At 39.9% G+C, this 12,543-nt stretch carries 11 protein-coding genes, 1 pseudogene and 2 CRISPR repeat arrays; of the genes and pseudogenes, 9 read left to right on the top strand and 3 right to left on the bottom strand.

The window, feature by feature from the left end; all coding sequences use genetic code 11:
• Positions 1–5: 5 nt before the first annotated feature.
• The 5 genes and pseudogenes from cas6 to WA1_RS60490 form a co-directional block, all read left to right on the top strand.
• Positions 6–881: a CRISPR-associated endoribonuclease Cas6 gene (cas6, locus tag WA1_RS31985; protein ID WP_017740217.1), complete on the top strand. Its 876-nt coding sequence runs from the start codon at positions 6–8 to the stop codon at positions 879–881.
• 60 nt (positions 882–941) lie between these two features.
• Entirely contained in the window at positions 942–1,535 is a 594-nt protein-coding gene (gene cas4, locus WA1_RS31990; RefSeq protein WP_017740216.1) for a CRISPR-associated protein Cas4, read from the top strand.
• 43 nt (positions 1,536–1,578) lie between these two features.
• On the top strand, positions 1,579–2,583 hold the full coding sequence (gene cas1d, locus WA1_RS31995; RefSeq protein WP_017740215.1) for a type I-D CRISPR-associated endonuclease Cas1d: 1,005 nt from the start codon (positions 1,579–1,581) through the stop codon (positions 2,581–2,583).
• A gap of 111 nt (positions 2,584–2,694) precedes the next feature.
• Complete coding sequence (gene cas2 / locus WA1_RS53555) at positions 2,695–2,967, top strand: CRISPR-associated endonuclease Cas2 (protein WP_081402980.1); 273 nt, start codon at positions 2,695–2,697, stop codon at positions 2,965–2,967.
• A 227-nt stretch (positions 2,968–3,194) separates the two neighbouring features.
• A CRISPR array of direct repeats spans positions 3,195–4,542; the repeat unit is 37 nt; unit sequence ATTACAATTTCACTTACTCCCTATTAGGGATTGAAAC.
• Positions 4,543–4,554: 12 nt separating this feature from the next.
• Positions 4,555–4,728 (top strand): annotated as a pseudogene (locus WA1_RS60490) (DUF5615 family PIN-like protein); the annotation flags it as partial.
• A gap of 179 nt (positions 4,729–4,907) precedes the next feature.
• Here the strand turns inward: WA1_RS60490 and WA1_RS32000 are convergent.
• Together WA1_RS32000 and WA1_RS32005 are read right to left on the bottom strand one after the other, a co-directional pair.
• Positions 4,908–5,288 carry a helix-turn-helix domain-containing protein gene (locus WA1_RS32000; protein ID WP_017740214.1) on the bottom strand — a complete coding sequence of 127 codons (381 nt, stop codon included), beginning with the start codon at positions 5,286–5,288 and terminating at the stop codon, positions 4,908–4,910.
• 12 nt (positions 5,289–5,300) lie between these two features.
• Complete coding sequence (locus tag WA1_RS32005) at positions 5,301–5,594, bottom strand: type II toxin-antitoxin system HigB family toxin (RefSeq protein WP_017740213.1); 294 nt, start codon at positions 5,592–5,594, stop codon at positions 5,301–5,303.
• Positions 5,595–5,958: 364 nt separating this feature from the next.
• Positions 5,959–7,088: direct repeats of the CRISPR family, unit length 37 nt; unit sequence ATTGCAATTTCTTTGACTCCCTAATAGGGATTGAAAC.
• 106 nt (positions 7,089–7,194) lie between these two features.
• Between WA1_RS32005 and WA1_RS53560 the strand changes: the two genes are divergently transcribed.
• The 4 genes from WA1_RS53560 to WA1_RS32020 are packed head-to-tail and all read left to right on the top strand — an operon-like array spanning position 7,195 to position 11,765.
• Positions 7,195–7,398 carry a DNA cytosine methyltransferase gene (locus WA1_RS53560; RefSeq protein ID WP_272819449.1) on the top strand — a complete coding sequence of 68 codons (204 nt, stop codon included), beginning with the start codon at positions 7,195–7,197 and terminating at the stop codon, positions 7,396–7,398.
• A gap of 5 nt (positions 7,399–7,403) precedes the next feature.
• Positions 7,404–8,102, top strand: coding sequence for a PD-(D/E)XK nuclease family protein (locus WA1_RS32010; protein WP_017740211.1), 699 nt, complete (start codon positions 7,404–7,406; stop codon positions 8,100–8,102).
• A 21-nt stretch (positions 8,103–8,123) separates the two neighbouring features.
• Positions 8,124–10,766: a HEAT repeat domain-containing protein gene (locus WA1_RS32015; RefSeq protein WP_017740210.1), complete on the top strand. Its 2,643-nt coding sequence runs from the start codon at positions 8,124–8,126 to the stop codon at positions 10,764–10,766.
• Between the two features lie 12 nt (positions 10,767–10,778).
• Complete coding sequence (locus tag WA1_RS32020) at positions 10,779–11,765, top strand: hypothetical protein (protein ID WP_017740209.1); 987 nt, start codon at positions 10,779–10,781, stop codon at positions 11,763–11,765.
• A gap of 104 nt (positions 11,766–11,869) precedes the next feature.
• Here the strand turns inward: WA1_RS32020 and WA1_RS32025 are convergent, their stop codons facing one another.
• Positions 11,870–12,487: a Uma2 family endonuclease gene (locus WA1_RS32025; RefSeq protein ID WP_017740208.1), complete on the bottom strand. Its 618-nt coding sequence runs from the start codon at positions 12,485–12,487 to the stop codon at positions 11,870–11,872.
• Between the last annotated feature and the right edge of the window lie 56 nt (positions 12,488–12,543).

A 12,543-nucleotide genomic window follows, 5' to 3' on the forward strand; every position in this document is an offset into this window, starting at 1 on the left:
CAATTATGCCGCACAGTCTTGTTCTTAACCTCGTCCCCCAGTCCCCTATCTACCCCGAATTTCTATCAGGTAGACACTACCACGCCTTGTTCCTCACGCTTATCAGTTATGTCGATCGCGATCTAGGAGATTACTTACACACATCCAACGCCGACAAAGCGTTTACTCTTTCTCCTTTACAAGTGCAACGCCATCGGGAAGGATACCCAATACCCAAGAAATTGGATCGCAACAGCAAATTCCACAAACACCATACCTTACTATGCACCCACGAACAACCCATCCCTCCTGGTACATCCTGCTGGTGGCGAATCTCTCTGCTAGATGATACCCTCTTTGGGAAACTAACTCCACTTTGGCTCAATCTCAACCCCGAACAACCTTGGCATTTGGGATCTGCTGATTTACACATTACCAGTATCTTGGGAACTCCTCAACCAACACAGCCTTGGGCTAATGCTTGTACATATGCTCAATTGTACGAGCAAGCAAGCGATCGCGATCGCACTCTCTCCTTCAGTTTTGCCACACCTGTAGCCTTCCGCCAAGGTGGATACGACACAGTTCTCCCTATCCGAGAATGTGTTTTTAACAGTCTTCTCAGTCGCTGGAACAAATATAGTGGAACTGAGTTTACTCACGTCCCCATCGAGTCCATTTATCCCAGCTTTGTAAACATCAACACTGAAGTTGTGAGCAACTATGACAACAAATTTATTGGTTGTGTTGGCGAAATTAACTATCGAATTCTAGGAGAAGTTGAACCCATTGCTGTTAAGCAAATAAACGCCCTTGCTGATTTTGCCTTATATGCAGGGCTTGGACGGAAAACAACGATGGGAATGGGGATAACACGGCGATTAAAAACTGCTAGCAGCTGATAGCTAATGGCTGATAGCGAATAACTATTAGCCATTAACCATTAGCAATTAGCAAAAACCATGAATGAAACAGAAGAATACGTTCTAATCGCGGCATTAAACCAATATGCTTACTGTCCGCATCGCTGTTGGAGAATGTTCTGTGCCAGTGAATTTATTGATAACCAATATACCATTGAAGGAACAAGTCTACATGATCGCGTTCACACAGTTGGAGAAGGAAATCGAGAAGAAACTTGGCAAGTTCGAGCTATCTGGCTGAAATCGGAAAAATACAAACTTATCGGTAAAGCCGATCTCATCGAATCAGAAAATGGTGAATGGTATCCAGTTGAATACAAACGCGGACAAAAAGGCGAATGGGATAACGATGAATTACAAGTTTGCGCCCAAGCTTTATGTTTGGAAGAAATGACTGGACAAACCATCAAGACAGGTTACATCTACTACGCACATTCACACCAACGCCAACTGGTAGAGATAAATGAAGAATTGCGTCAAAGTGCGATCGCAACCATTGAATTCGTACAAAAGCTAATCTGTACGGGTGTTATGCCACAAGCCGTAAAGACAAAGCGCTGTACGGGATGCAGTCTCTATACGAGATGTTTGCCAGGAACTACAGACAAAGTAAGGCGGTATCAAGAAGCCTAAGAGTATTTTGGATTTTGGATTTTAGATTTTGGATTGAGAAACTATGGGAACAGTATATATCACGCAAGAAGACGCATTTATTGGGAAAGTCGATGAACGGTTGCACGTCAAATTTGAGAAAACAACCATTTTAGATGTGCCACTTCTCAAAGTTGATGGTGTTGTAGTGCTCGGACGCGCTACAGTTTCACCGGCTGCTGTCAATGAATTATTGCAGCGTCAAATTCCGCTCACATTTCTTACAGATACAGGTCGTTATTTAGGACGTTTGGAACCAGAAATGACAAAAAACATATTTGTGCGTAAAGCCCAATGGCAAGCTGCTGGTGATACACCCCAAGCAATTCATGTCGTCCAGGGGTTTGTACGAGGTAAACTCAAAAACTACCGGACTACTCTTGTGCGCCGTCAACGAGAATGCAGCGATATAGACTTATCTAGTTTTATCCATCGTCTAGAGCAAACAATTGCACCCATTGACACAACTCACAACATTGATTCATTAAGAGGACTGGAAGGTGCAGGTAGTGCAGCTTACTTTGGCTGCTTCGATCAAATGATTCGTAACATGGCATTTTCCTTTACTAATCGAGTTCGTCGTCCTCCTACCGATCCCGTCAATTCCTTACTCAGCTTTGGTTATTCTTTACTTTGTCATGATATTCAAGGAGCCGTTAACATTGTAGGTTTTGACCCCTATCTAGGATATTTACACTGCCAACGTTACGGCAGACCATCCCTAGCATTAGACTTGATGGAGGAGTTTAGACCTGTTATCGTCGATGCTGTGGTGCTATCCGCTTTGAATAAGCAATTCCTCAAGGCTGAGGATTTTGTACAAGAACCTGTCAGTAACGCTGTTTCCCTTACCAAGGAAGGACGAAAAACATTTTTGCAACTGTATGCACAGAAAAAGCAATCTGAGTTTAAGCATCCGGTTCTCGGACGCAAATGCACTTATCAAGAAGCTTTTGAAATCCAAGCTCGATTCCTAGCTAAATACTTGATGGGCGAAATCGAGAAATATCCACCACTTGTGGTGAAGTAAGCTGTTGTGCTGCTTGTTTACACAGTAGGACGGGCGAGGACGCCCGTCCCACAAGAGTTAGGTTTTGTATAGAGTTAGACAATTTTATTAGCTTAGAGACTAAAATAAACAATGAATGTTGTTGTGTCTTATGACATTTCAGAAGATAAGCGCCGTACAAAAATCCATAGCGTGCTAAAATCCTACGGGCAGTGGGTACAATACAGCGTATTTGAGTGCCAACTCACTGACACCCAGTATGCGAAATTGCGATCGCGCTTGAATAAACTGATAAAGCCCGACACCGACAGCATCCGCTTTTACTTTCTATGCGCCTGCTGTTTTGGCAAAGTGGAGCGTATCGGTGGAGAGCCAGTACGCGACGACACAATTTTTTTCGCCTAATTCGCGGATGGGTAGGTGTAAAAAAAGAACCTACTAGAAAAAAGGCTAACTTCCTTTTGGGATAAGGGTTTACGGCAATTCGAGCGCCTTACCCATCCGCGCACCTTACCCAGACTAGATTTCAGCCATTTTCCCTCTACTCAATTTTAATTTCTCATGCTATGATTTATCCATCCGCGATTTTGAACCATGAAAACCAAATACCGATTGACTTTTGGGCTTTTGCCATTACAATTTCACTTACTCCCTATTAGGGATTGAAACAAAATTCTGCACCATACTACGCGCTATAAAGCTTACATTACAATTTCACTTACTCCCTATTAGGGATTGAAACCTATAAGCTCTTTTGATATCATGTATCTGCGACAAATTACAATTTCACTTACTCCCTATTAGGGATTGAAACACTGAACCAGTAGAATCTTGAGTTATTTCTATAAATTACAATTTCACTTACTCCCTATTAGGGATTGAAACGTCTTGCCCAAAGTTTTTGGTAAGCCATAGATAGAAATTACAATTTCACTTACTCCCTATTAGGGATTGAAACTCCAAGAGTACTTGGCGATATTACGAGTATGTAGGATTACAATTTCACTTACTCCCTATTAGGGATTGAAACATAAACTTATCAATTATTGGGTTCTTAAAAGCATCAGATTACAATTTCACTTACTCCCTATTAGGGATTGAAACAGGCAGATTACGAAAATCAAATTAATCAACAACATTACAATTTCACTTACTCCCTATTAGGGATTGAAACAGAATTGCTATTACAGCTAACACCAGTTTTTGCATTATTACAATTTCACTTACTCCCTATTAGGGATTGAAACTGGACTAAATCTATCTATTAAAGATAATATTACAGAGATATTACAATTTCACTTACTCCCTATTAGGGATTGAAACAAAAAAGGAGATAAAGAAATAAAACAATTTGCTATTACAATTTCACTTACTCCCTATTAGGGATTGAAACGATGAAAAACCTACAAATTGAATAATTTTCCCACTATCATTACAATTTCACTTACTCCCTATTAGGGATTGAAACAGCGCGTGGTAGATACCTATGACTGAAGAAACTGTATTACAATTTCACTTACTCCCTATTAGGGATTGAAACTTATGAAGGATTTCGCATTGATTTTATCCAAATAGATTACAATTTCACTTACTCCCTATTAGGGATTGAAACATCTTTATATTCAATTTCTGTAAATAAACAAGCTTATTACAATTTCACTTACTCCCTATTAGGGATTGAAACTTAATATTGTGCCATTTTGGGTGCGATCGCATATACTGTATTACAATTTCACTTACTCCCTATTAGGGATTGAAACTTGTTATGCGCTAGCAACAAAAACGCGATCGCTGATTACAATTTCACTTACTCCCTATTAGGGATTGAAACTCTTACTCCATCCCTATATTGGCGAGAACACCCAATTCATTACAATTTCACTTACTCCCTATTAGGGATTGAAACGTATCTTCTTTGACCGCACTCTAGAACCGGGTGCTTTATTACAATTTCACTTACTCCCTATTAGGGATTGAAACACAACAGTAAGAGAACAAGGACTAACTTCAGCACCAGATGAAGAATTAATTGATATCTGCCGTGATGAAGGTAGGATACTAGTTACCTCCGACAGAGGATTTGGAAATCGCCTGAAATATAATCCTTCAAACTATGCAGGAATCGTGGTCATTCGGTTATCTCCCCGTTCTAATTTTAATGATTGACGTGAAGCAATAGAAACACTAATTACTGGATTGAAAGCTACAGATGTGACAGGAAAACTATGGATTATCAGAAATGGAAATATTCAAGAGTACCTAACAATTGAACCAGAGGGCAAAGAGCGATGACTCAATTTGATGATGCTCTTCCCCAAAAATTTCCAGATTTTGATGCTGAACCATCAAGCCAAATTTTTCATCAAGGGATAAGGTTGAATCAATACATTTGCAGGAATACCCAATTGTTGATGCAAATGTCGAATCATCTCTAAAGTCAAAGCCTGTTGGCGATTTAGGATTTCAGTAACCTGTTTCTTACTCCCAATCATAGGCTCCAAATCATCACTGGATAAACCACGCGATTCTAAATAATATAGAATAGCTTCAATTGGGTCAGGTGCTTCAATTGGATAATGCTGTTGTTCGTATGCTTCTACCAGCGTCGTTAAAATGTCTAAACGGTTAAACTCTAGTGTATCAGGTTCCGCATCAAATAACCTTTCAATTTCATCAAGTGCAGCACGATAATCAGTTTCGCTTTTGATGGGACGAAGTTCAAGCATTATAATATAACCTCAAATCGTTGTTGCATCTACGTTATCGTACTCTTTATGCGTTCCAATAAAACGAATAAAGATAATTTCAATATCGTAACGAATGTGGACAATTAATCGGTAATCATTGCCTTTGATATTAAAAACAACACGATTATTCGCAATAATACTAGCATTGCGGTAAATACTTTTGATATCCGTCGGATAACTCCACTTAGCACGGGATGCTTCATCATACCAAGCCTTTAGTGCTTGCTCGGCATCAGGATGTTTTTCCCAAAACGAACGTAACGTGCTACGGGCAATAATTCGCATACCGGAATTATGTACTGCTCCCACTATAAACGATAATGTAGTGCATAAGCTAAACTCGTGCGATTCGTTGTTACTTCGGTAAAGTCGAAGGTATCGGTGGTGAACCGCCTCGCGACAACAAAATTTTCATTGCTTAATTCGCGGATGGGTAGGTGTTGGAAAACAACTTAGCTCAAAAATGGCTGAAATCTTTATGATGCAAAGCTTGCAGGTTATTGGACAACTCGAACCATCCGCGCACCTCACCCAGACAGGATTTCAGCCATTTCTCCTCTACTCAATTTCAATTTCTCATGCTATGATTGACACATCCGCGATTTTGAACCATGAAAACCGAATACTCATTGGCTTTCAGGCTTCTGCCATTGCAATTTCTTTGACTCCCTAATAGGGATTGAAACATTTTTGGCTCAACCTTTGCTCTCCAAATATTTATTGCAATTTCTTTGACTCCCTAATAGGGATTGAAACTTAATGAGTTATCGACGAAAGACCTAACGGAATCAGAAATTGCAATTTCTTTGACTCCCTAATAGGGATTGAAACGAGTATTTAGGGTGGTGAGTGTAATGCAGGATTAGATTGCAATTTCTTTGACTCCCTAATAGGGATTGAAACATTCGTATGATTATTGCTCAATGGCAAGCGTTTAATTGCAATTTCTTTGACTCCCTAATAGGGATTGAAACTTTTTAAATTGGACATCCCCACCACGAATAGGCATTATCTATTGCAATTTCTTTGACTCCCTAATAGGGATTGAAACAGGTATGACATGGTTTTTTTCAGAAAAAGACTTGATTGCAATTTCTTTGACTCCCTAATAGGGATTGAAACAGTTAATGAAGCAAAGCAAATACTAGCGCGACAGATAGCAGATTGCAATTTCTTTGACTCCCTAATAGGGATTGAAACACTTCGTAAAGGAAGATTTGATGAAATTTTCTATGTAATTGCAATTTCTTTGACTCCCTAATAGGGATTGAAACGATAAAAAGACAGGCTACCCAGTGCTAAACTCTTACGATTGCAATTTCTTTGACTCCCTAATAGGGATTGAAACTGTAAAAGAAAGTTTAATAATGATAATATTTTTAGATTGCAATTTCTTTGACTCCCTAATAGGGATTGAAACTACTTTTGCCCACAATCTGTCGTTAGCCCCATTTTGATTGCAATTTCTTTGACTCCCTAATAGGGATTGAAACGGATATTGTTTCCATGTGAATACTACCTGTTGATTGCAATTTCTTTGACTCCCTAATAGGGATTGAAACGGATATTCTGATGATCAACCAATCATTCTCTAGATAAATTGCAATTTCTTTGACTCCCTAATAGGGATTGAAACTAATTGATGCCCTGTTAACTCTTCCCACTTTGCCTATTGCAATTTCTTTGACTCCCTAATAGGGATTGAAACCGATTACACTCTATCCGCAAAGGAAAGAAACAAAATTGCAATTTCTTTGACTATTTAGTAGGGATTGAAACTCACATCCATCCCAATACTGCTCGGTTAAGAGAACACGAGAACCCCGGTATCTTTAAGATACCGGGGTTCTGGCACCTCAACTATCCTTAACCGACAAGTATTGACATCCATCCTTATCTCAATCTTGTTATTTCAGCACGTGAAATGGAAAGATTGCAAAAATTTCCAGATACATTTCTTTTTGCAGGTTCCAAGAAAAAAGCAATGTGGCAAATTGGAAATGCAGTACCACCTCGTTTAGCAGAGTGTATTGGGTACGCACTAATTCCCTCTTTAAATGAGATACAACAAAACCTTTCAGAAATATAATAGCAATGCCTTCTCATATTGAACTTCTACCACCTCTTAACGCTAAATGCGTGCGGGAAAATGGCAAACAATATTATGTTGATGCTTTGGGAAACCGTTTGCCAAGCGTGACAACTATACTAAATGTGACAAAACCGCAAGAGGATCGGGACAGACTCAACAATTGGAAACTTCGCGTTGGGATAGAAGAAGCAACTCGTATTTCCACAACAGCTAGCCGTCGGGGAACTCAAACTCATAAACAAATTGAACGTTATTTGCTTGGAAAAAACTTTGATTGTCCTGAGGCTAGTCGTCCTTATTGGGAAAGTATCAAACCCGTGTTAGAAGAGATTGATACAGTGAGACTTGTGGAAGGATCGGTGTTTCACTACAACAAGAGCTATTCTGGTAAAGTGGACTGTGTAGCTAGTTATCAGGGTGTACCTTGTATTTGTGAGTGGAAAACATCTGATAAGCCTAAAGAATCAATTGAGCGATTGTACGAGTACCCATTGCAACTAACAGCTTATTTAGGAGCAGTGAATGATTACTATGGAGATTATGGTATTAAAATAGATAGTGCTCTTTTAGTTGTAGCGATTCCAGAGAGAGAGGCTGAGATATTTTGGTTTGAACCAGAAGTCATGCAAGAGTATTGGAAAAAGTGGGAAAAAAGGGTTGCTGAGTATTGGCACAGAATGGGGAACGAATACAATAAGTAGTCAGAAGTATGGTCATTAATAATGGAATTGTTGCGATCGCTCACTATTTCAGATACAGAACCGTTTCTTGCTAACCCGGCACAGCTTAACACTCAACCCGTCGCCTTACAACTAGCAGTGGCGAGTTATTCTCAAACCCCAAGCCCCTTGCTAGGAGTCTTAGTCGATAGCCCCTATGCGCTGGTTGCTGAAGCCGCACAATTGCACATCAACTGGGCAGGAGAAATCAGTGAAGATGGGCAGAATGCCGTTGAGGAAGTGCTAAAATCGCGTTATTTGGGGCAAAATGACAAATTAGCAGTCGAATTGCTCAAAATTGCGCCTGTTCCCCCCTGCTTCCTCAGTGAGTGGGTTCCCAATCAACATCTCATTCAAGCCCTGAGCAACCCCTATTTACCGCCACGATATTACCTCAAACTGCTGGAACGCTTGGCAGAAGAACCCAGCCTAGAACCACGCTTACAAGTGGCAGAAAGCCCAGAAGCCCCCCTAGCAATTTTAGAATCCTTGGTGGGAGACTTGGAGTTAGCTATTCGCCTCGCTGTGCAATATAACCCCAGTTGTCCGCCGGAGTTGGTGCGCTTGGTACAAGGACAGCATGAGATAGCAAGTGATTGCGATACAGATGCGGAACAATTAGCGAATTTAGCACAAAGTCGTTGGGATTGGATACGTTTAGCGGTGGCACAAAATCCCTCAACTCCTGAAGAAACCCTGCGGGTGTTGGCAGAGGATAAAGTTTTTAAGATTCGGTTAGCTGTGGCGAAAAATTCGGTTACTTCAGCCCAGTTTTTGGCAGTATTAGCGGCATCCGATCGGGAGATTCAAGCTGTGGTGGCGGGACATGATAACGCTACTGAAGAAACTCATATCGACCGCTTAACGAGATATAAAATTCAACTAGAACTACAAAAAAGAGAAGAAACTTCACAAGCAAATCAACTTTTTGCTAATCGTCCCAACAGTCCCTATGCTTTAGCTCAAGTTCTTCAAAGCGGAGATCGAGAAGCTAAAATCACCGCAGCACGTAGCAACAAAACTCCAATTACTATCCTCGAACGACTAGCAAAGGATAGTGATGCAATTATTCGTCAAGTTGTCTCTGAGAATCCTAACTTACCGCTTCCTATTCTCTTGGATCTCACTCAAGATGAAAATGTCAACGTGCGTTTGAATTTGGCGCGTCGTCGCACTCGAATAGAAATTTTAGAACGATTAGCTCGGGATGAATCAGATTTAGTTAGAGAAGAAATTGCAAGAAATAAAAATACTCCCGTAGAAATATTAACTCAACTCGCTCAAGATTTGAGCAGAAGAGTGTGGGTTCAACTAACTAAAAATGAAAATACACCTGTCGAAGTTCTAGAATTTTTGGGAGTAGAAAAGAAACTTGCTAATGCTTACAATTTGAAAACTCCAGGAAATGCCTTAGCAGCAGTAGTAGAAGACACTTTAAAAAGAGATCGTCGTACACAAGAGGAAGTATTTGAGTTTTTGCTGAGAAATCTTGAAGGTTCTCAAATGCCTGCCAGTACGCTCGAAAAACTAGCAACAAACACAACTTCGTGGATTAGATCGAGCGCTGCTCATCATCGCAACACTCCGTTGTCTGCATTAGAGAAAATGATAGATGATACTTATGAACCTGTTCTTTGGGGTATAGCTAGAAATCCTAATAGCTCACCACAATTGTTAGAAAATTTGCTGAATAAGCATTATGAAGAAGTTGCTGGTGCAATGGTAGAAAGAAAAGAAATTCCTGTCAATATCATGGAGAGGTTGTTAGAAAATAATTCCCAATATGTTCGTCAACCTGTAGCATCAAGACACAATCTTCCACCAGAATTGATGGCAAAAATAATTGCTACAGAACCGGAAGAACCTGTCTTAATTTCTCTTGCTCGTAACCCAAATTTAACACCAGAATTATTAACTCAGTTCATACAGCATTCTAATTCAAATGTGCATACTGCTGTAGTCGATCATCCCAATTTAACCGAAGCGCATTGGCAAAAATTAGCCCAAGATAAAGCTTTACCTGTACGCGAAGCCGTTGCTGCTAGTGGGAGCGTACTAAATCATATTTTAGAGTTTTTGTCAACAGATGAACGAGCAGAAGTGCGGAGTAAAGTAGCAACAAATCCTCGGACTCCAGAAAATGCATTAGCAACTTTGGCGCGAGATGAAGACTTAACCATTCGTGCTGCGGTGGCGACTAATCCTAACTTACCATCGGCTCAACTCGAAGTCCTTGCTCGGGATGAAAAAGTAGAAGTGCGTCGTGCTGTAGCGCGAAATCCTCATACACCTGCTGCGATGCGTGCTTCTGTGCAAGATTTAGTCATACAACCGACTGCACCCCCAACCCAAACCAGCCCTACATTACGTGGTTTGAGCCGAATCTATAACCCCCAAACAGATGATTTAGCGACAGTGTTATCGGAGTATGTAGAGTCAGACGTTCCTTTTGTGCGTTTGGTGGCGTTGTTGCACCCTCTGACACCTGTTGAGATTTTACAACAGAGAGCGCACTCAGCATCTTGGCTGGAACGTTACGCAGTAGCAGATAATCTAGCGACACCAATAGAACTTAAACAACAGCTCGCTGAAGATGGCAATCAAATTGTCCGGGCAGTAGCGATCGCTCGTTTATCTGAAATATAAGAGGAAAAATTCATGAAACCTGAAACTGAGCAACGTCTAGGAACACTGGAAGTTCTTTTGGAAAAAGAAATATACTACTCTCTTCCATGTCATGAAGATAGTGCAACCTTACAACCCTATGCTTGGGATGCAACTATAAAAGGTGAATTTACACCCTTAAATCTGATTAAATCTGAAGGTTGGATAAGAGAAACTGACCCAGAAGTTGTTTTTACAAATTGGCTGTGGATAGAAGAAAATAGGTTGGCGTCGAGTCTCATCCATCTTTACAATAAAGATCCACAAAAAATTTTACTAGATGAACCTAGTAAAAATAAAAGATACCAACAATATTCTAATTTACTGGATTTATTAACAGAGAAAATCAAAAATTTACAGGCTTTTACTTTCAGCTATAACTCTAATTACTCCCTCTCAGTTGTTGTGGGAAGAGTTACTGATAATCAACGCTGGATTTGTCTTTCTGCAACTGTTCCCCAAGAAACACCTAAATTTATTAATGAACTCATTCACTGTTCGCCTTACAAAGAAGAAAAGCAATCTAATTTAGAAGCAGAAAAATTATCACAACTTGAGATAAGAATTAATGACATTCTTAAAGAGTTAGGCGAGATCGATATATATGGCTACTATGATGGTGGCTACAAGCATATTCATCATCATAGTATCATTTTAACGTCAGGGGATAGTCAAGAAGAAGCAATTAATAATGCTTTGTTAGCATCGGGTTTAGTTGAAATTTATCAAATTGAAAAATTTACGATTCAAGGAGAAGGAGGTTGGGGCTTTTCTCTTGACGATAGAGATTTCGATCGAGATAATGTTACCAATTTAATCAATTTTCTCAATACTGTTTTTCCTAAATTGCTACTTTATCGCTTTTGTTTTTGGGATTACGAGCATCTTTATATTCTAGGAAAGACAGACGATTCTCAACGGGATAGTTCCACTTCATACGTTGGAGTTGCCATTCACAGTCAGTTTACATACAATCCTTAATTACTTGGGTTCGGCGTAAAAAAAGTCTGAAAACTAGACAGAGTAAATTTTATCTACCAAAAATGAAATAATCACACAATCGATATTGAGCGCTCGGATAGATATTAATTGCCTATAGCAAAAATTTGTTCTGCTGTTAACTGTAACTCTTTAAATGTATGCGAGATAATACGTTCGCTACCCTGAAATTGAGCAGGTTTTTGGTATCGATTTCCGCCAGATGACAACAGGTAAATCGATATTGTCGGTTGCTTTGGATTGCCAATATAATCTCGACCTCCTAAGCCTAAATAATCCACAATCCAGTATTCTGGGATGCCTAATGTGCTGTAGTCTTCGACTTTTCGTGCGTAATCATTTTGCCAGTTAGTACTAACGACTTCTACCACGAGTTTAACAGACGTTCCCAAAGTGATGACAGGCTCATCTTGCCATAAAGGTTCATTCTTCAGCGCCGCTTTATCTAAGACAACGACATCAGGACGGAAAGCTGTTGTTGTTCCCAAAGGTTTGATTAAACAACGCGTAGGTGTAAACCAACCAACACTCAACCGATCTATTTCAACATTCACTTTTCGTAAGATAAAAGCAGCCACCTCTTCATGAGGTCCAGTTGGTTCCATATCAATAAGTTCCCCGTCAATTAATTCGTAACGCTCATTATCTCCATATTTAGTAATGAAATCATCCAATGTCAGGAGTTTCGGAACAGCTTTTGTCATCGCGATAGCACCTCCTAAATTTACCCACTGATGTTTTTGTTTTTTATTCTCAGCTT

Origin of the sequence: Scytonema hofmannii PCC 7110 (genome assembly GCF_000346485.2) — a bacterium.
GTDB classification, from domain to species: domain Bacteria; phylum Cyanobacteriota; class Cyanobacteriia; order Cyanobacteriales; family Nostocaceae; genus Scytonema; species Scytonema hofmannii.

Bases quoted from the DNA above. Each gene is read 5' to 3' on its own strand.
- cas6 (WP_017740217.1), top strand. From the start codon at position 6: ATGCCGCACAGTCTTGTTCTTAACCTCGTCCCCCAGTCCCCTATCTAC.
- cas4 (WP_017740216.1), top strand. From the start codon at position 942: ATGAATGAAACAGAAGAATACGTTCTAATCGCGGCATTAAACCAATAT.
- cas1d (WP_017740215.1), top strand. From the start codon at position 1,579: ATGGGAACAGTATATATCACGCAAGAAGACGCATTTATTGGGAAAGTC.
- cas2 (WP_081402980.1), top strand. From the start codon at position 2,695: ATGAATGTTGTTGTGTCTTATGACATTTCAGAAGATAAGCGCCGTACA.
- WA1_RS32000 (WP_017740214.1), bottom strand. From the start codon at position 5,288: ATGCTTGAACTTCGTCCCATCAAAAGCGAAACTGATTATCGTGCTGCA.
- WA1_RS32005 (WP_017740213.1), bottom strand. From the start codon at position 5,594: ATGCGAATTATTGCCCGTAGCACGTTACGTTCGTTTTGGGAAAAACAT.
- WA1_RS32010 (WP_017740211.1), top strand. From the start codon at position 7,404: ATGCCTTCTCATATTGAACTTCTACCACCTCTTAACGCTAAATGCGTG.
- WA1_RS32015 (WP_017740210.1), top strand. From the start codon at position 8,124: ATGGAATTGTTGCGATCGCTCACTATTTCAGATACAGAACCGTTTCTT.
- WA1_RS32020 (WP_017740209.1), top strand. From the start codon at position 10,779: ATGAAACCTGAAACTGAGCAACGTCTAGGAACACTGGAAGTTCTTTTG.
- WA1_RS32025 (WP_017740208.1), bottom strand. From the start codon at position 12,487: ATGACAAAAGCTGTTCCGAAACTCCTGACATTGGATGATTTCATTACT.